Annotated in this window: 16 protein-coding genes and 1 riboswitch; of the genes, 13 read left to right on the forward strand and 3 right to left on the reverse strand. The window is 27.9% G+C overall.

All coding sequences use genetic code 4. The annotated features are described in order from the left end of the window. Positions 1–22 precede the first annotated feature (22 nt). Positions 23–1,846 (reverse strand): oligoendopeptidase F, encoded by a 1,824-nt coding sequence (gene pepF / locus AC0B4N_RS03690; protein ID WP_465102497.1) that lies wholly within the window; start codon positions 1,844–1,846, stop codon positions 23–25. A 110-nt stretch (positions 1,847–1,956) separates the two neighbouring features. Beyond that, positions 1,957–2,125, reverse strand: a riboswitch (Lysine riboswitch). A 463-nt stretch (positions 2,126–2,588) separates the two neighbouring features. Between pepF and secA the strand changes: the two genes are divergently transcribed. The 13 genes from secA (at position 2,589) to AC0B4N_RS03755 (ending at position 18,835) form a co-directional block, all read left to right on the forward strand. Continuing rightward, entirely contained in the window at positions 2,589–5,102 is a 2,514-nt protein-coding gene (gene secA, locus AC0B4N_RS03695; protein WP_465102498.1) for a preprotein translocase subunit SecA, read from the forward strand. A 421-nt stretch (positions 5,103–5,523) separates the two neighbouring features. Further along, positions 5,524–6,825, forward strand: a complete 1,302-nt coding sequence (locus AC0B4N_RS03700) for a hypothetical protein (protein WP_465102499.1) — start codon at positions 5,524–5,526, stop codon at positions 6,823–6,825. Position 6,826: 1 nt separating this feature from the next. After that, the gene (locus AC0B4N_RS03705) at positions 6,827–7,621 is read left to right on the forward strand and encodes a hypothetical protein (protein ID WP_465102500.1); all 795 of its coding nucleotides are present in this window, start codon (positions 6,827–6,829) and stop codon (positions 7,619–7,621) included. Positions 7,622–7,727: 106 nt separating this feature from the next. Next, positions 7,728–8,006, forward strand: coding sequence for a hypothetical protein (locus AC0B4N_RS03710; RefSeq protein ID WP_465102501.1), 279 nt, complete (start codon positions 7,728–7,730; stop codon positions 8,004–8,006). Positions 8,007–8,065: 59 nt separating this feature from the next. Beyond that, positions 8,066–9,682 (forward strand): ABC-F family ATP-binding cassette domain-containing protein, encoded by a 1,617-nt coding sequence (locus AC0B4N_RS03715; RefSeq protein WP_465102502.1) that lies wholly within the window; start codon positions 8,066–8,068, stop codon positions 9,680–9,682. A gap of 1 nt (position 9,683) precedes the next feature. After that, complete coding sequence (locus tag AC0B4N_RS03720) at positions 9,684–10,361, forward strand: 16S rRNA (uracil(1498)-N(3))-methyltransferase (protein WP_465102503.1); 678 nt, start codon at positions 9,684–9,686, stop codon at positions 10,359–10,361. A 44-nt stretch (positions 10,362–10,405) separates the two neighbouring features. Continuing rightward, complete coding sequence (locus AC0B4N_RS03725) at positions 10,406–10,957, forward strand: inorganic diphosphatase (RefSeq protein WP_465102504.1); 552 nt, start codon at positions 10,406–10,408, stop codon at positions 10,955–10,957. Positions 10,958–11,310: 353 nt separating this feature from the next. Then, positions 11,311–12,024 (forward strand): hypothetical protein, encoded by a 714-nt coding sequence (locus AC0B4N_RS03730; RefSeq protein ID WP_465102505.1) that lies wholly within the window; start codon positions 11,311–11,313, stop codon positions 12,022–12,024. 20 nt (positions 12,025–12,044) lie between these two features. Then, positions 12,045–12,830, forward strand: a complete 786-nt coding sequence (locus AC0B4N_RS03735) for a hypothetical protein (protein WP_465102506.1) — start codon at positions 12,045–12,047, stop codon at positions 12,828–12,830. A 333-nt stretch (positions 12,831–13,163) separates the two neighbouring features. Beyond that, on the forward strand, positions 13,164–14,957 hold the full coding sequence (locus AC0B4N_RS03740) for a S8 family serine peptidase (protein WP_465102507.1): 1,794 nt from the start codon (positions 13,164–13,166) through the stop codon (positions 14,955–14,957). After that, positions 14,957–15,742: a hypothetical protein gene (locus tag AC0B4N_RS03745; protein WP_465102508.1), complete on the forward strand. Its 786-nt coding sequence runs from the start codon at positions 14,957–14,959 to the stop codon at positions 15,740–15,742. Before AC0B4N_RS03740 ends, AC0B4N_RS03745 begins: the two co-directional genes overlap by 1 nt. A gap of 428 nt (positions 15,743–16,170) precedes the next feature. Further along, the gene (locus AC0B4N_RS03750) at positions 16,171–18,138 is read left to right on the forward strand and encodes a S8 family serine peptidase (RefSeq protein WP_465102509.1); all 1,968 of its coding nucleotides are present in this window, start codon (positions 16,171–16,173) and stop codon (positions 18,136–18,138) included. Further along, on the forward strand, positions 18,131–18,835 hold the full coding sequence (locus AC0B4N_RS03755; protein ID WP_465102510.1) for a hypothetical protein: 705 nt from the start codon (positions 18,131–18,133) through the stop codon (positions 18,833–18,835). Before AC0B4N_RS03750 ends, AC0B4N_RS03755 begins: the two co-directional genes overlap by 8 nt. Before the next feature lie 66 nt (positions 18,836–18,901). Here the strand turns inward: AC0B4N_RS03755 and AC0B4N_RS03760 are convergent, their stop codons facing one another. After that, positions 18,902–19,729: a deoxyribonuclease IV gene (locus AC0B4N_RS03760; protein ID WP_465102511.1), complete on the reverse strand. Its 828-nt coding sequence runs from the start codon at positions 19,727–19,729 to the stop codon at positions 18,902–18,904. Next, a complete protein-coding gene (locus tag AC0B4N_RS03765; RefSeq protein WP_465102512.1) occupies positions 19,722–20,735 on the reverse strand; it encodes a LacI family DNA-binding transcriptional regulator in 1,014 nt (337 codons plus the stop codon). The genes AC0B4N_RS03760 and AC0B4N_RS03765 overlap by 8 nt, the downstream gene beginning before the upstream one ends. Between the last annotated feature and the right edge of the window lie 34 nt (positions 20,736–20,769).

Here is a 20,769-nt window from a genome sequence, read left to right on the forward strand (position 1 = left end):
TCCTTTTATTTAATAGTAATGTTTAAAATAATTTTTTTCCAATTTTGATTCATTGGTTAATGAGGTCTTCTAAATAATCATATCCCTCATCATAAAATTTGCTGTTTGTAAGGTCTACACCAACTTTTTTTAATATCTCTAGCGGATAATCGTTACCACCAGCACTTAAAAAGTTTTGAATGTAATTTTCAAGAGCCTGGGTGCCATATTTTTTATATTGTTTAAAGAAATAAATTGCAACTAATTGTCCAATTGCATATTTATAAACATAGAAACCATAATAATAATGAGGTACATAAATCGATTGAATGGTTCCATTAGGTGTATACTTTAAAGAATCATTTAAAGTATATTTTTTAGCATTTTCAAAATATATTTTACTAATCGAATCATAACTTGAACTAGCCCTTCCTTGCTCAATTGCTTTGTATAAATCATACTCGTAGTTAGCTCATAAAACTTGCTTATGCACAGTGCCGCTAAAACCACTAATAAGATTATTTAATAAATAGAAAGTTAATTTATCATTATTTGAGTTTGTAATTAAATAATCAAATAACATTAATTCATTAAAAATAGAAGCTATCTCAGCCAAGAAAATTGGATAACTTGCATTATTAATATCATTATGTTTATCAGAATAATACGAATGCATTGAGTGACCTAATTCGTGGGCCAAGGTTTCAACACTACGTAACATCCCATCAAAATTCATTAAAATATATTTTTTATCAATACCATATGTAGCACCAATACTATAAGCACCAGAACGCTTAGTAGTTGTGCTCATATAGTCAACTCAATTTTCATTTAGCGCTTTTCAGACTTGGTTGTAGTATTCAGGGCCAAAAGGTTCAAGTGCTTTTAAAACTAAGTCGTTAGCTTCTTTGACTGAATATGACATTTTAACTTTAACTAGTTCACGAGATCAATCATAATCGTGAAATTCTTCACCAAAACGTTTTTTATAAAACGTTTTTAAATTACGAACATACTTTTTCAAAATTTGTTTTTTCTGCGCAACTTTTTGAAATAGAGTTTGCAAAATTTCGTCACTTATTTTGTCTTCATAAGTCAACATATGGACTGTTGAATCATACTTGCGTACTTTTGCTTCTGAAACTAACATATTAAAGTGTTGATACAATATTTCTGCAAAAGAATCTTTATGCTTATAATAAGCATCTCAATATTTTTGATAAGCTTGCTTGCGAACTTCTTTATCGCTTGATTTCAATAATTTATTACGTTTAATTGGGTCAAGTTTAGTTTTTTGACCATTTGGCATCTTTACATAACCATAATCAAGCTCGCTATCACTTAAAATACTAAATATAGAATGTGGGTTAGGTGCACCTAGTGAACTTTGCACTAAGTATTCTTCTACTTTATCATCTAATTTATATTTTTGTGATGCTATTAAATCTTCAATAGCTCGTTTATAACTTTTTAACCTTGGATCATCTTTCCATACTTTCATTTTGTCAATATTTTTAAAGAAACGTGGTAACTCAGATCCAAATTCTTGATTTAGTAAATAAGCTTGATATTCAAAATCTTTTTCTCATTTAATATATTGAGCATTATTTAAATCAGTACTCAAATTATTAGAAATATAGTTATAAATCTTATTAGAAATAATAGTTTGCTCTTGTTCTAATTTAATATCATCTAAATAAGCATCAATTGAAACATATTTTGAATCTTTTACTGCGATCCGTTTTTTTGTTATATCTTGATATTGATTAATTCAATATTCTAAGCTTTTACCCTGTAATAAATCTTCTAAATCTCAGCGATATTTTGCTTCAACATCCTTATGATTTTTATATTGTTTAATTTCCACAAAACCTCCATTTAAATCAAAAAATCTTGTAGAGTATAAATCTACAAGACTAATTTAATAATATAAATTAAATAAGGTTTTAAAAACCCAAATTATTATTAATAGAAATGTAAATCTATAGCTCCAAGGGCGATAAACACCCAAGAGTAGAAATCTTTTATGACTTTCTACCAGCATTTAAAATTGCCACCTTAAATGCTTCGGCTTTTATGTCCTTTCAATATTCTATGTATGCCTACTGAAATATTTACTAATCCTAAAAGCTCCTCTATAGTAATCTTCATAACAGATTTCTAAATTTATTAATCTGTTATGAATAACAACTCAACAGATTAATATTAAAACATACAAATGTTATGGAATAACATAGTATAAAGAGAGTTAATATTAATCAGTGTAATGAGTCTTTCGTTTTTCATGAGCAAATTATATCATATAAATTTTAAAAACAAGAAAAATATTTTTTGTTTTTTAGTTTTGTTTTTTGGAAAAGTCACAGGCGAAATATTAACAAAATAATCCTCTAACAATATATTTTTCTAAATTTTTCATATAATTTTATAGTCTCCTTTAATTTTTGAAAATTTATTAATACCATTATTTTATTACAAGGCAGACAAAAAAAATAATGTCACATGCAAAAAACTTGCATGTGACATTTACATTAATAGTTTATTAACTACCTAAATAATTGAAATTATTCAAACCTTCAAATTTAAATTTTTAATATATAATATAAGTTATGAAAAAAATAAGCAATATTTTTGACCTTAAATCTACTGAAATGAGAATTGCTGAAAAATCATTAAAGAAAATTAATTCACTTGAAGCAATAGTCTCAAAATTTACTGATGAAGAATTGAAATCAAAAACATCCTTTTTTAAGGATTTACTTAAACAAGGTTATACACTAGAAGATATCCGCGAGGATGTTTTTGCAATTGCTCGCGAAGCAACTAAAAGAGTTTTAGGCAAAAGACCTTTTGATGTTCAAATATTAGGAGGGTTACTCCTAGACCTTGGTTCAGTTGCCGAAATGAAAACAGGTGAAGGTAAAACAATTACTTCAATTGCTCCAGTTTATTTAAATGCTTTACTTGGTAAAGGAGCAATTGTTTCAACTGTTAATGAATATTTAACAGAACGTGATGCAATTGAAATGGGTGAAGTATTTAACTTCCTTGGTTTAACGGTTGGAATTAATAAAGCCCAATTAGACCCAAGTTCAAAACGAGCCGCCTATGCTTGTGATATCACTTACTCAGTTCATTCTGAACTAGGATTTGACTATTTAAGAGACAACATGGTTACTAATAAACACGAAAAAGTACAACGTGGTTTATATTTTTGTTTGATTGATGAAGTTGACTCAATTTTAATTGACGAAGCTAAAACACCGTTAATTATTTCTGGAGGAGAAAAAGAAGACATTAGTACATATTTCGCTGCTGATCAATTTGTAAGAACTTTATCACACCAAGATTATATTATCGACGAAGAATCGAAAGTTGTTGCCTTAACACACTCAGGAATTCAAAGGGCAAATGAATTTTTCAATACTCCAAATATTTATAATATGGAAAATAGCGAAAAAATTCATCTAATTCAAAATGCATTAAGAGCCCATAAAATTATGCGTATTGACGTTGAATATATTGTAAGAGACGGAAAAATAGAACTAGTTGATGCATTTACAGGAAGAATTATGGATGGTCGGAGCTATTCAGAAGGGTTGCAGCAAGCTATCCAGGCTAAAGAACAAATTGAAATTGAACCAGAAACCAAAACTCAAGCCACAATTACCTACCAAAACTTCTTTAGAATGTTCAAAAAACTTTGTGGAATGACAGGTACTGGTAAAACTGAAGAGCAGGAATTCATTGATATTTATAATATACGTGTAAATGTTGTGCCGACAAATAAACCAATTGCTAGAATAGATGAGCCTGATTCTATTTTTTATGATTCAGAAGATAAATGAAATGCTGTGGTGGAAAAAGTTTGAGAATTATATGAAAAAGGTCAGCCCATTTTAGTTGGGACTTCGCAAATTGAAGATTCAGAAATCTTGCATAAACTTCTTTTAAAACGGGGAATACCTCATACTGTTTTAAATGCTAAACAAAATGCTTCTGAAGCTGAAATTATTGCTAAAGCTGGAGAAGTTAAATCAGTTACAATTGCAACTAACATGGCAGGTAGGGGAACTGATATTAAACCTACTCCAGAAGCAATTGCTTTAGGTGGCTTATATGTTTTAGGTACCGATAAAGCCGAAGCAAGGCGTATTGATAACCAATTAAGAGGTCGTTCAGGACGTCAGGGCGATGTTGGAACGAGTAAATTCTTTGTTTCCTTAGAAGACCAACTTATCAAGCGTTTTGCTTCATATGAACAATTCCAAGAAGCTTATGCAGATAAAAAAGGCAATGAAATATCAAGTAAAACATTAAGATTACAATTTAATTATGCACAAAAGAAAATTGAAGGTTTTAACTATGATTCTCGGAAATCAGTGCTTAATTATGATGATGTAATTCGCCAACAAAGGGATTTAATTTATGCCCAACGTGATTTAATTTTAACTAGTTCAAATGTTGATTTTATTATTAAAAGAATGTTTGCATCAGCTGCTAAATCAGTTGTTCAAAACGATGAATTTAATACACATCACAATTATGATTATGATGCATTAGTTAGATTTTTAAATGAAAATATTGGTCAACTAGTTTCATTTAACTTTGACATATCTGATATTGTCAAAGTTCATGAAAATGATTTACCAGATTATATTGCCAATATTATTCTTTCACTTTATGAAGCATGAATTAAAAATGCTACTGAAAATGCCGATCCTGAAGAAATTGCACAACTACAAAAACAAAGTATTTTATCTGTTTTAGATAGTAGGTGACAAAGACAAATTAACCGCATGGATAAATTACGTTCAAATGTGAATTTAGTACAATACTCACAAAAAAACCCATATCAAGTTTATACAGAAGAAGGAACAAAACTATTTGAAGCAATGCTTAATGATATTGCATATAAAGTTATGGTTAATATCTTAAAACACCGCATGGGTAAAAAATCATTAATTACTAAAGCAATGCGGCAAGATCCTTTATTCCAAACTATGATCCAGGTTTTTAACTTTGGCGGAGCACAAACCATCGAAGAATTTGAACAAAGCATGATTAATAAATACTATGAATTAAAACAACAAGAGATAAATTCAAAACAACCACAAAACTAAATGTTTAATACTAAAAAAACACCTAAGGGTGTTTTTCTTAATTAAATCACTATAACATTTGTTTACGCTCTTTATAGTATAATTGCATAATAACAACGGGGTTGTGATTTTGCATAATGTAATTAGTATTAGTAAAATTATAAAAATAACAAATTTTTACTGAAAATTTTAGCTACAAACAATCATGAAATAGTGATAAGTTTTTATCCACAACTAGATCATAACTTAACTTTTAAAAATACAGATGATATAAATTTATTAAAGTTAATTTAAATAAACAAAGCAAAAATTATGACCAAAGTATATTCAAAACTAAAGATGAATGAGAATATTTTTCTAAAATATTACCATGAGATCTAATAAGCATTAAAACAGAAAGAGGTAGACAAGCACGAAATTCCAAAAAACATTAATTTCTAACATGGACGTAATTCAAGTTGCTAATTTTACAAGTGTTTCTAGTGTCACACAAACCCCACAAACTGATAGTAAATCTGATATTTCTGAACAAGATCAAATTAATTTAACTAATAATGTTGTTGCAGTTGTTTCAGATGCAGTAAAAAACACAAGTAATATTAACCAACTAACCCAAACTAAAAACACTAAGCAAAATAAAAAAGTAAAACAAGAATTTCTAAGTAAAATCACAAATAAACTGGACATAAGAATAAAAAGTAACCCATTAAAAGAACAAGAAGTTAAATCTCGTTTAAATAGTTATGATTTTCTTGGAAATTATAATGTGCAATTGCGAAACGTTAAAAAAGAAATAGACAATCAAAAACAAACTAAGGTGTTGGAAAAAGCACCTGATAGAATTTTAACTCCCGATAATACTTATATTAATAATGATCCGGGAACATCAAAGGTGTTAAGTTTACTTTTAGAAAAATACCAGAAAATTTACAAAATTAAAGGTGAATTATATGAACAATTGGCAAAGGAACAAAAATTTAATACTGAAATTCAAAATCTTATAGTAGTATTTACAGCTGCATCAGTTGTTACAGGATTCTTTGGGTTGTTTATTACTCCACTTGCATTTATTGCTGCTGGCGCTGGTTTAATTGCACTAGGTTTAAGTGTGTATAAAGAATTCCGTAAAACTAAAACAAATGCAATAAAAAGACAATTAGAATTATTAGATCAAATTGAGGAAATTGATTTAACTAAATTTATTAAAGACGGTGTTAAATGGGGTGTTGATTTTGCTGCTAATCTTTCAGATCTTGCAATACAATCATTAGCAACTGATATAGCCAAAAAAAACGCTTCTAAATACATTTCAAAAGTGTGGGGAATTTTTAGCGTTGCATATGATGTACATAGTTTTCTAAAAAGTTCTGATGAACTAGATGAAGAAATAAATAAATTAAAAGTTATCAATACTGAAATAGAAAAAATTAGAGAAATGAAACTACAATATGCTAAGCAATGAGATAATTTTAAAAAACTTAATAAAATAGTAGTTATCTCTGAAACACCACAAACTTTTGCATATAAAAGTGGTGGTACTGGAGGGACAAATATGTTTTTTAAACGTCTTATAGATGGCAAAATATTCAGTCGAAAAGAAATGCTTGCAATGAGCAAATATGAATTAGATAGTTATAATTTAATCAAGGTTAAAAGAACTGTAACTAAAAATAATCAAACATACACGTATGAATATATTCGAAGTAAAAATAGTAATAAATTATTAGAAGATAATTTGGGTTAACATGATCTTTGAAGCAATTATAATAACTTGGTCAATTATCTTTATAATTTGAACAATTTTTTCAATACAAAATATTATTAATATTAAAAAAATCCAAAAAGAACTTTTATTTTTGCCAAATTTATACTTTATAGCCGAGAAACAGACTCAAGAGTATTTTTTAAATAATTCAATAAAGTTAGATGACATTTATTTTGATGATTTAATCAAAATCATAAGTAAGCAAAGATTTATATACAAAAAAGCTGAAACCACATTAGATAATTATCATCAAACTAATTTTAATATTTCAATATGAATTGCTGCTTTTGGTTTATTAGTCCCAATTGCTTATGGCGAATTTAAATTCAATAAATTAGCAGATAATAGCGAATATATTACTTATCTTATTTGATTCCTTTTTTTCATCTTGTCAAATTGAGTTTTAGTATTTGCAATAAGCCTGGGGTATCTTTTAAGCATTTTCGACCAACTTAAACCCATAACTTCTAAAATATCGTTAGAAAATATACAAGAATGAAAAGATAAAAATCAAAAACTAAATAATGAAAGCACTTTTGTTTCCTTAAATGAATTTTCAGATATTTATAAGGAAATTAACCAACCAAAAAAAATACTAATTAATAGAGGTAATCGAGTTTGATATACATTTAAATTTAATATTGAATATAGCAAAAGAATTCAAGAATTTTTTGAAAATCCAGAAAGATATCTTTATTTTATATCTGTGTTACCTTATGATAATATCAAAATAAATTACAAAAGGGTTGAAGGTTATTTTACAAGTTGATTATAATCGAAAACACATATGTAAGAAAATTTAAGCTCGAGATTTGCAAATATACTATTATATATTCTTAAAGAGTATGGTATAATTAAGAAACAATATAGAAGGAGTTAATATGAGACAAAATAAAACAGATACAAGAAAGTTAAGACATCTAGATTCAAATATTAAGTCCCAAGAACATGGCATAAGATTTAAAAGATTTTTAGGAGATGAAACTATTATGGAACATGTATATCGCCCAATTGGTGGAAAAGCCTGCAGTGGAACTTGCAGAGGAAATAAAAATGCAAATGTGCTATTAGCACAAAGATTTGCCAACCAAAACTTATTTAATTTTGAAAATTTAGCAAAAGAATTTTTAGGTTTCTTTCACGAAATCGTAAATAAATAAAAATACATAAAGAACCATTTTGTTAATATGGTTCTTTATTTTTGAACAAAGGAGGGAAAATGTTAGAAGTCCAAAATTTAAGCAAAATATTTAGCGATAAAAAGCTCTTTGAAGGGGTCAATTTAAAATTTACTGAATCTAATACTTACGGAATTATTGGGGCTAACGGAGCTGGTAAAAGTACTTTTTTAAAAATAATTGCTGGGCAAGTGGAACCAACTAGTGGTCAAATCATTAAAGAAAAAAATAAACGTATTTCAGTTTTAAGTCAGGACCACAATGCATATGACGCATATAATGTTACTGATGTAGTTATTATGGGTAATACTGATTTATATACTATTATGCAAGAAAAAGATGCAATTTATGCAAACCCAGATGCAACAATAGAAGATTACACCAGAGCTGGTGAATTAGAAGAGAAATTTGGTGACTTAGGTGGTTGAACAGCTGAAAACGATGCCCAAGAACTACTAAGTAATTTAGCAATTCCTAAAGATAAATGAATGTCACAAATGAGCGAATTAACAGCGAACCAAAAAATTAAGGTTTTGTTAGCAAAAGCCTTATTCGGTAATCCAGATATTTTAATCATGGATGAGCCAACCAACCACTTAGATCTTCGCTCAATTAAATGATTAGAAAACTTTTTAATTGATTATCCAAACGTTGTAATTGTCGTGAGTCATGATAGTGATTTTTTAGATTCAATTTGTACCCATATTGTTGATATTGATTATAATGAAGCTAAAATTTATACAGGTAATTATTCATTTTGAAAACAATCTTCAGAATTAGCTCGTGAAATGATGAAACAAAGCAATGTTAAAAAAGAGGCACAAATTGAAAAACTAAAAGAATTTATTGCTCGCTTTAGTGCTAATGCATCTAAATCTCGACAAGCTACTAGTCGTAAAAAAGCTTTAGAAAAAATTACTCTTGATGAAATTAAACCATCCAACCGTAAATATCCATATGTTCGTTGGGAAATGAACCGTGATCATGGTAAACAAATTTTAAATGTTGATAATTTAACATACCATAATGAAAATGGAGAATTATTATTTGAAAACGTCTCATTTTCATTAAAACCAGGAGAAAAAATGGTTATTGTTGGTGATGACGATATTGCTAAAACACGTTTATTAGAATGTTTAATTGGTCTTAAAAAACCCACGGGCGGAACTATTGAGTGAGGTCAGACAATTACGCCAAGTTATTACCCAAATGATAATAATTCATATTTTGAAACTGATGAAAATATCTTAGAATGAATTTCGAAATGGCCTTTAGAAAATAAAGAAAAAATAAACCAAGAAAATGATGATGCTCGTATGCGGGGATTCCTAGGTCGCATGCTCTTTAGCAATGACACAGTCTTTAAAAAAGTCAAAGTAACTAGCGGAGGGGAAAAAGCTCGTTTAATGTTTTCAAGAATGATGCTTTTAGAATCTAACTTCTTAATTTTGGATCAACCTCTTGATCACTTAGACACCGAAAGCATTGACTCAGTTATTGAGGGTATTAATAATTATAAGGGCGGAGCAATTTTTACAACATATAACCGCGCTTTTGTTAACCAGTGTGCTAATGTAATCTTAGAATTACAAAGCCCTCAAAATAGTTTTTTATTTAGAGGAACCTTAGAAGAATACGAAGAATTGCAACAGGACTAAAATGCACCGCTTTTTTGTATTTGAAAAAGAAGATGATTATTTTATTTTACCCAAAGAAACACTAAAACATTTAAATGTTATCCGTATTAACCATAATCCATTTATTTGCGTTTATCAATCTAAATTTTACAAGTGTGTTTTGGAGGTTGATAAGGCTAAAATAATAAATGAATTACATCAAAATCATGAATTTGATTTTGATGTAACAGTTGCCTTATCCCTAATTAAATACGAGCGTTTTGAATGAGCTTTGCAAAAACTTGTTGAATTAGGAGTAACTAAAATTATTCCCCTAATTACTTCATATACTAATGGAGAATTATATAAATATGACAAATTTACAAGGCGCAAAAAACGCTTTGAATCAATTATCCAAGGAGCAGCTGAACAAAGCTTCCGTAATATTTTACCTGTGCTCAGCGATCCAATGGACTTTAAGAATTTAATTCACCATGAAGCTAGTTTAAAAATAATTGCACACGAAAAGCAAGATTATTCAAGAGCAATGCTAAATGATATAAACCAAAATACCTTATTTGTAATTGGGCCAGAAGGCGGCTTTAGTGAACACGAAATCGAATTAGCCTTAAAACATGGCTTTAAATGTGTTAGTCTTGGAAAACGTATTTTAAGAGCAGAAACAGCTGCAATTTATTTAATGAGTAAAATAAAAATCTAAAATTAGAAAAGTATTCTTTCTAATTTTTTTATTATAATTTATACATGAATAAGATAGACGTTAAAATTGAAATACCTAAAAATTCAAGAATTAAATATGAATATAACAGAAAAACTGGCGAAATAGAAGTAAACAGAATTCTCAGAGGAGATTTTGTCTATCCATGTAATTATGGATTTGTCCCAAATGCATTAGATTGAGATGGTGATGAACTTGATGTTTTAGTATATTCAAGTGAAACATTTCATCCTGGGGCAAAGCTCAGTGCCCGTATTATTGGAGCTATGAAAATGATCGATGATGGTGAAACTGATACAAAATTAATCGCCGTGCACAGTGATGATTATCGCCTGGATCATATTCAAAACTTAAAAGAACTTCCTTTGCCTTTTTTAGATAGTATTAAGACATTCTTTAGCACATATAAAAATTGAAAACGTGAAGGTATTACAGTTGTTTCTGGTTTTGAAGGTTTTGAATATGCAATCCAAGAATATAATGAATGTGTCAATTTAATGAAAGAATATGGACACTTACCTAAGCAAGAATTCATTGAAAAAATGAAACAACTTCACCCAGAAAAATATCCAAATTAAAATAAATATGATTCCCATTTCTGAATTTTTCAGAAGTGGGTTTTTATATAGGTGGACAAAAAAGAGACATGAATATATTAATTTTTTGCGAATTTTTTTGTTTTAACCAAAGGGGGGGAATTACATTGGGCAAAAGTAAGCAAAACCAACAAAAACACTACTGTGTTTGATCGTTTACACATACATTTTTTATATAGAAATTATGTTAAAGTTAAAAGACAATTGTTTTGTTAATATTTTGCATGTGACTTTTCTAAAAAACAAAAATGTTTTTTTTAAAATTCTAAAATAAAAATTTAGTAAATTCATGTTATAATTTTTATGATATTTTTAGAAAATAATGGAGGTATGAAATGATAAATATTAAAACATTTTTAAAAATTTCTAGTTTAACAACTGGTTTTTTTGCGTTGCCGCTTGGTTTTAGTTTTTCGAACCCTACTTTGAGCAAAAAAACTGAAAATTATGAAATTCTTAGTAAAATAGAAAATGTGAATCTTGCCAATTTAGTGATTTCACAAAAATCTAACGAATCGAAAACTGAGCAAATCAATTACGGAGTTAATAGATTTGATGTTTTTGGTTCGTTTTCAATTGATTTTATAAAGTCATTGAAAACACATTTTGATTTACGGTCAGATTCGATTATTTTCAAATCTGCTCTGATAACTGGCTCAAGAAAGCCTAATGGTATAAATTCGCTTTATACAAATGAAACTGGATATGGGATTCCAAATTATAAAAAAATTGAACAAGCAATCCAGTCTTTAATAATCTTACCTAAAACTGCCAAAAGTAATGATTTATCAAAAAACTCTCGCCAGGTATATTTGAACAAAGGGGATAAAATACGTGCTTCTTTAGCCTTCTTATACAATGGAACAAATGATAAAACTGATATTGATTTTAGAATTAAAGATATAAATGGTAATATTGTTGCTTCTTCTAACTCTTCGGACAAAAATGTTGAAGTTGTTGAATTTGTAGTTCCCAATTCAGCATTTTATAGATTTGAGGCATATAGATATTCAGAAAATTCAAATCCTGTGGAAGTAGCTATTACATAAGCAAAGGAAAATAACTAAAAATGGCTTGAAAAATGCGAAGAGGTTTAAAGTATTCTCTTATATTTTTAGGATCAGCATTGTTAATTATACCTACATCTCTTTATACTTTGTATAGAATTCAACATAAAGAATGAACTGAGCATTCTAAAATATATTTTAACAACTACTGAAATGATAATCATACCCTTTTTACTTTAGAAGGCGCTTATCCATCAACATTTTATAAAGATAATGATAGAATTTCAAAAGATAAACAAGTAGAGCCTTCTTCAGCTTGAGAATACGGCAATAACCCTGAACGCCTTGACAAAGAATCTGACAAAAATGGCGATAATTGGGTTTATTCCAAGGAAAACATCCAAAACACAACTTACCTTTTTAAGACTAAAAAAGAGTTTATTGATTTATTTTTAAAGCTACAACCTGAAAGGGATGTAGATGAAAATTATATAACTAAGCAATACAAAGAATTGTTAGATAAGGTTGATTTTGCACAACAAGATCTTATTTTACTTAATAATTATGTCAATATATTCATGCCTAAGGACGGAGACAGGAGAAAACTAGGGTGAGATATTAAAGAATATAGTTATAATGATAGTAATAAGACACTCACATTAAAATGAGATGAAAATTATGAGCAAAAAAAATATTGGTGAAAGTCAAATTGCAAGTGAGGTTGCGTAGTTGATAAAGCATTAGGTTCAAATTACTGATACAGAAGCTTTTTTATAATAGTTAATAAAACAAGTTTAAACGATTATAAAGATTTAAAGATAGAAATGGAATATGAGTGATTAAAATAATTTTTAATATAAATCCGGACAGAAAAGTTAACATTTTCATGTTAACTTTTCTGTCCGGATTTAAAACGAGATATGAATATATTAATTTTTGTGTTCTTTTTTTTTTTTTTAATCAAAGAGGGTCATATTCAGCAAAAGCAAGCAACACCAACAAGAAAACACTATCGTGTTCGCTTGTTTACACATATATTTTTATGCAAAATTTATATTAAAATTGAAAAACAATTATTTAGTTAATATTTTGCAAATGACTTTTCCAAAAAACAAAAATAAAAATTTGTAAACTTATGTTATAATTTTTATGATATTTTTAGAAAATTATGGAGGTGCAAAATGAAAAATATCAAAAATCTTAAAACTTTCTTAAAACTTTCAAGTTTATCAACTGGTTTTTTTGCATTACCACTTGGTTTTAGTTTTATATCAGAACAAGAAAGTAAGAAAACAGAAAACTTTAAAAATAATAAAGTTGAACATGTAAATGTTACAAACTTATTAATATCAAATAAATCAGACGAATCAGAAACAAAAAAAATCAATTACGGTGTTAATAGATTTGATGTTTTTGGTTCGTTTTCAATTGATTTTATCAAATCATTAAAAACACATTTAGAAACTAAATTAGGCAAACAGATTCAAATGAAGTTTGAAGAACATGTAGGAGTTATATCAATCGCACATGTCCGTGGAATTGACTATAAGTATTTATTAAATTTAATAGATAAATTTTTTGAGGATACTCAAAAAGAATATAGAAAAATTTATAATTTTACAACTGGGGTATACTATGATGAATTTGTTAAGAACAAATTAGCAAATCCAATAGTACAAAATAAATCATTTCCTGATAATCGCTATAACCATAGTGATTTTGAATTAAATATGTTGAATAATTATTATTTTTCATATGTTGGATTGGATAAAGAAACAAGATCTAATCACCTTAGAAATTTTATTAATTCAAAATTAAATATAGGTGTTTTGGAATACGGGGTTGTCGAAACTCATTCAAAAGCTTTCGAGTGAAACAGAAAACACGGTAATGGGTTATGGTGAAGAAATGAATTGTTCTACTGAGAGGATTGATCAAGACATGCAACACAGGTTGCAGAATTAATTGCCGGAAAAATGGGAATCAATCCCTCTCTAGGTATTGTCTCAGTTGAATTAGCCTTTAATTGAAATGGTATATCTGGTGAAATGAATTACTTACTAAAGCACACAAATATTGTGAATAATAGTTGAGGTTTACCTGGTTATAATAATAACATAATTTCTAAAGATCTATTGACATATAATTGGGCATCAAAATATTTAGATGATTTAATTTACAATAATCCTGAATTAATCAATATTGTTGCAGCGGGTAATAGATTTAATGATCGAAAAAATGATCTTTTCGAAATTTCATTATCTAAAAATAGTATTATAGTTGGTTCGACTGACTCTTCAAATTTAGAAAAAAAAGCATTTTATAGTCAAATTGGGAATGACCTAAATCATCTTTCTGTTGTAACACCAGGTGGTTATTATTGATTTACTGATAAAACTCAAGTTCGAGAAAATGGTCAGCTTGTCGAAAAAGAAAACTATGCACGAGGAACAAGTTTTTCAGCGCCAGTAGTTACCGCAATAGCTGGAATGCTGAAACAAAAATACAGATCTTATTTTGATCAAGGCTCAGACTCGATTATCTTTAAATCTGCTTTAATAACTGGTTCAAGAAAACCAAAAGATGTAAAGGAAATTTATACTAATGAAACAGGCTTTGGCATTCCTGATTACAAGAAAATTGAAAAAGCATTACAATCACTTATTTTATTAAAATCTACGGATAAAAATAAAAACTCATTTAATAACTCAAGATCAGTTTATCTTAATAAAGGCGAGAAAATTAGGTCATCATTAGCATTTTTATATAATGGTACTTTAGATAAAACTGATATAGATTTTTATGTGAAGAATTCGTCAGGATCGGTTATTGCATCTTCTATGTCTTCCAATAAAAATGTTGAAGTTTTAGAATTTACTGTTCCAGAATCAGGTTGATATACCTTTGAAGCTCAAAGATTTTCAAATAATACAAATCAAATTGAAGTTGCAATTACCTACGTAAAAGAAAACTAATGAAAAAAACATTGAAAAAAGTTATTAAGTATTCAAGTATATTTTTAGCAAGTACTTTAGTAATAGTTCCTGTAAGTTTATATACATGATATAGAGTTGAATATAATCAATTCATATCACATTCTAATATTAATTCAAACACTTATTGAAATAAAGATCGTTCGCTTTTTACTCTAGAAGGATTATCGCCACAATTATTTTCAAAAGATAATGATAGATATGCAAACAGTGACCAAAATATCTTGTATTCTCATTGGGAATATGGTAATACACCTGAACGTCTTAGCGAAAATGTTGATCAAAGTGATGACAATTGAGTTTATGCGAAGAAAAACATCCAAAATACCACATATTTATTTAAAAATAAAAATGAATTTATAAATTTATTTTTAAAGATAAATCCTAATTATTATAAAGATGCGAATTTTATAAATAGAGAATTTAAAGAGCTACTTGATACTGTAGATTTTAACCAAAAAGATATTATTTTATTAAATAATTATATTACAACAAGTATGCCAGGTGCGGGAGATCGCCGCAAACTTGGTTGAGATATAAAAAATTATAATTATAATGATTCAACTAAAACATTAAAACTAAATTGAGATAAAAATTATCAGCAAAATCATAAGTATACATGAATAGGATATAACAATATTTGAGTTTCTGATAAAGCTCTGGGGTCTAATTATTGATACCGTAGTTTCTTTATCATTGTAGATAAAACTAGTTTAAATGATTATAAAGATTTAAAAATTGAAATGGAATATGAGTGGTTAAAATAATTCATTAAAGCAGAATTTGCAGTGAAATTCTGCTTTTTATTTAGTTGATAATGGACATTTTTATGCAATTTATTATAATTAAAAAAATATAAAGGAGTTAATTTGCATACAAATCTATTACATCTGCTTTGTATTATTAGTTTTACACCAAAAAGGAAATGGAAAAATATTTTAGATAGTAAAGCCACACAGAAACCTTAAAATTTCTGTGTGGCTTATAATTACTTTCTTTTTTACTTCTAAGAAAAATAACTACATACTAATTATCTACTAGTAGACCTTGTATGTAGTAGATTTATAGTAATTTACTAAATGCCATGTTTTTTTTAATGTATAATAATGTATGCAAAAAAAACTTAAATATTCATATTAAATAGTTGTATTTAGTTTTTTTGCAAAATACATAAACAAAAGAAAAAAGGAGAAAAATGCTTAAAACAAAAATTAAAAAACTGCTTATATGACCTATTGCAACATTAGGTAGTTTTACTAGTTTATTTGCAATATTGCCACACAATTATTCATCAAAAATTACCAATTGGTATGATAATCTTACAAGTGATAAATTTGAACTTAGAGCTCAAAAATCAATAACCATTACAAATTCTAGTGGAGTTGAACACCATAAATATTTAAGTAATGATTATGAATTAAAATTATTGTTAAATCCTGGTTTTTTAGGTGATGACGAGAAATTTATCAGTAAAATTAAAGCTCATGGGTTTAACTTTTCCGAATATAAAGTAAGCCAAATGATGCCTGTTACATGGTTCTATTTTAAGAGCGAAAAAGATCGTGAAATTTTTACTAAATCAATTAAAAATTGAACTGAAATATATAAATTCTTAATTTATGAAAATACATGGGCAGTTTCTGAACGACCAATAACCCTTGAAGAATGGCTTACAGATATTTATAAACCTGATAATTACGTAGAACCATATGAAAGTAATAAAGGTTATTATCATTTTAAAAATTCGATGGATAAAAATTTAGAAATTGTTAATACTGTTGGTTATACTGCAGAAAACCTCCCTGCTACAAATATAGGTGTACTAGAAGTTTGAACCTATCCTTTTGATAATAATTATCTAAAATATTTTAAAAAAGGAATTAAAATTGGTGGCGCATCAACGCAAGGTGTGTATCAACATAACTACAAAGAGCATTCCACAATTGTTTCAATGATAGCTGGCGGCTACTATGGAGTATCTAGAAATTCAAAAATACATCTTTCAACATTTACAAGTTCTGGAAAAAATGGTGATTGAACTAGAGTTATTGAAAATATGGTTCTTAATGATGGAATTAGAATTATTAATCATAGCTACGGGCCAGTATTCGCAAATTACGAAAGTTATAATGATGAAACATATTTTCTAGACTATATTTCCCGTAAATATGGAGTCATAAATGTTATCTCAGCTGGCAACGACGGAAATAAACCAGATCATTTAATTACAAATGAAAAATTATCTCTTAATTCTATAGTTGTCGGAGCACTTTCTGAGTCAGCAACGAAAAATAATTTAAACGGAAATAAGGTTCATTTCAGATCTAATTATAAAATTCAAGATAAATTTGATACATTGGGCAAACCTCTTGTAGTTGCCCCTTCGTACTTTTATAACCCTGTGTACAATATAAATGACAACCAATGGGGAACAAGTTATGCAGCACCTATGGTAACAGGTCTTATATCAAATTTACTTAACTATAAACCCCACATACAAAATAGTGATTTTAAAGTTCCACTTGTCAAAGCAATTTTATCTGCTTCTGCTATAACTCCAAAACATAATGATGTAATTTATAAATCAAGTGGATATGCACAAAAATATGGGGCAGGCACTGTTGATTTCAAAGCAATGTTGCAAGCAGCAGATAATGCTCAAACAATTCAAATTCACCCTACTCGTGAATATGGTGACGTATTTATTAGTAATACAATAAATTTAAAAGGAAATCAAACAATTAAAATTTCTAGTTCCTGAACTTTTAATGCTGGACAGTTAAAAAATAATGAAATTAGTCCAGGTTATTGAAATTATGCATTTCCTTTCATTAAGTCTTTTAATCCAACCTATGAGCAATCAGAATGAAATAAAGCCCACATTGATGAGGCAAGACTCAAAAAAGAAGAGTTAATAAAGCGCCAAGGAGGTAAATGGGTCAGTGATTATGATTTATATCTTGAACGAAAGGATGCAAATGGTTCATGAGTGATTGTTAAAAGTGTTGGTTCAGTATTAACTAATGACGAACTTATTGAATTTAAAGTTGATGTACCAGGTCAATATAGATATAGAATTAAAAAGTTTAGCGCAAATACTTTCACAAATTCAGTTGATGATTTAATTGCAGTTACACATTTGGTGCGAGATGAAAATGATTAAGAAAATATTTTTAACTTGTTTACCATTATCCATGCCTTTTGCACTAATTTCGTGTAATAATCAAAATTCCTTTTATGAATTTGAAAAGAAATTTACCGAAGTTGATAAAGTATTTAATGATTATATACAAGCAAAGCGATTTATTCCTGGATCCTTATCAAAGGATAATATTACTAAACTTAGACTAAAATATAATATTGGTAGTTTTAATGATAATTACTTTAAAGACCAAAATAAAGTTAATAATAATTTTATAACAATTAAAAATAAAAACGAATTTCAAAATATTATTATCGATAGATTTCATGAGCTTTACCCTAGGGCAGAAACCAAAGTAACTGATAGTGAACTAAAAGAAACTTTTGAGAAATTATATCTAGGGAATGAAGAAGTTTATCAAGTGCTGGAAAATTATGATTTATATATATGTGTAGACCGTTATGGATACGAAACAGCTGCACAATGAGGATTTAAATTTATACCTTTTATAGATCAAGAAAAAGTAGTAATTAACACTTTTGGTGATAAACGTTATAGTATTGTTCCTGATCGTGCACCTCTTGCATACTCTTGAGGAGTTTTTAAGGTTCCAAAGAATAAAGAGGTGATCTTTAATAATATTGACTACGAACCTCGTGAAACATATTATTCAAGGATGCTAAGTTGATATTATAATGAATTTAAAAAATATTATTAAATTGTCCTGAAAATTAATTACAATTTATAAAAAAAATACCAAGAAGTAATTCTTGGTATTTTCCATTTATTTATCTAAAAGCATTGATATTTCTTCTTTATAAATTGGTTTATTATTTAAATATGGAGTTTCTAAAATAATCGGAATATTATCAAAGTCTGGATCATGTACAAATTCTTGTAATGTTTTAAGACCAATAGTTCCTAATCCAATATTAGCATGGCGATCTTTATGGCTGGCTAATTGATTTTTAGAATCATTTAAGTGAATAACTTTAACATGTTTTAATAAATCATATTTAAATAATTCTTGCTTAAATTCTTGGTAATTTTTCAAATCGTAACCTGCATCCCATAAATGACAAGTATCAAGACAAACCTGGACTCTTGGATCATTAGTTCAATCTAATAAATATCTAATTTGTTCAAAATTAATTCCAATTTCTGTTCCTTTTCCACTCATTGTTTCAATGCAAATTACAACGTCCTTAGTTTGACTAATAATATATTTTAAACTATCTACTAATTGTTCTAATGCTTCTTGTACTTCATAAGTAGTATAAGCGCCAGGGTGCAAAACCAAATATTTTAAACCTAAATAATTCATCCTTTCAATTTCTTTAATTAAAAAATCATTTGAAAAAGTAGCTTTTGATGGATTAGCTGGATTAATAATATATGGAGCATGTACAATAATGTCTTCTTGTGAAATTTTATCTTTATAATTCGCAAGATATTCTTCAAGTTTATAATTTTCTTTTGGTACCCTAATAGTTGTTTGTGGAGCCCCTAAATAAATCATCATGGTATTTGCACCATTATCAAGTGATTCTTGAACTGCAGCTGGTAAATAACCTGGTTTTTTAAATGAAATATGTGAACCTAATTTAATCATATTTACTCCTATTTTTTTCATCTTCAATAATCAAGGTATCTACTAAGACACCTTCTTGTTGTTGTGTTTCTAAATAATCATGTATCATTCGGATAATCATCATCCCGATCTTTGGATAATCAACAAAGATTTTTGCTTTGTAATTTTTCACTACATCAAAGATTGATTGATAACCTATATCTGTCATTTTAAATTCTTTATTACCTAAAGTATTCATAATTGACACATAGACCTCATGTGTTGAACAAACAATATTTTTAATCCCGGCAAATTTTAACTTTTTATTAAGATTTTGAATATTGATTCAATTTTTCTTTGTTTCTAAATAGTAAATTGAACAATTTAAATCATTTTTTTGGCAAGCAGCATTAAAGCCATTTTTAATTTCATTTTTTTCTGTGTCAGAAAGTTTTTCATCTAAGATAAGGGCTAGTTGCTGGTTACGGTTATGTTTGAAAACTTCAACACTATTATAAAAACTTGTTTCAAAATCAGTTTTAATTCAGTTTAACTCGTCAATATTATGTCCATAGATTACAATTGCGGTTTCTTTAGAAATATTTTTCAAATAATCAAAAACTCTTTTATGGTAATCAGGAATTAATGCAACAATTGCTAAAGGCTTTCAACTAAGGGCATATTTAATCGTTGCAATATAATCATTAGAAGCTGTTTCGCTATAAGTAGTTACTACATGTCAATCATTCTTAGCACTTTCTAGCACCAGACCGCTTGTAATTAAATTAAACTTATTTTGAATGGCATTTGGCATTATTACAAAGATTGTTCGACTTTTACCCCTTACAATGCTAGCCCCATAATTGGGGATATAACCATATTTATTAATAATGCTTTGAATTTTATTAGTAGTTTTATCAGAAATATAACCATTATTAAAAAATCTACTAACCGTTGATATTGAAACCCCAGCTAATTTTGAAATTCCTTTATAACTAATTTTCTTTGTTTTGGCATCTTGTTCAATGTTACCTTTGCTGTTTTTCATATTGAAATATTATAAGAAAATAACCAAAAAATAA

This window comes from Mycoplasma sp. 13536 (genome assembly GCF_055523495.1).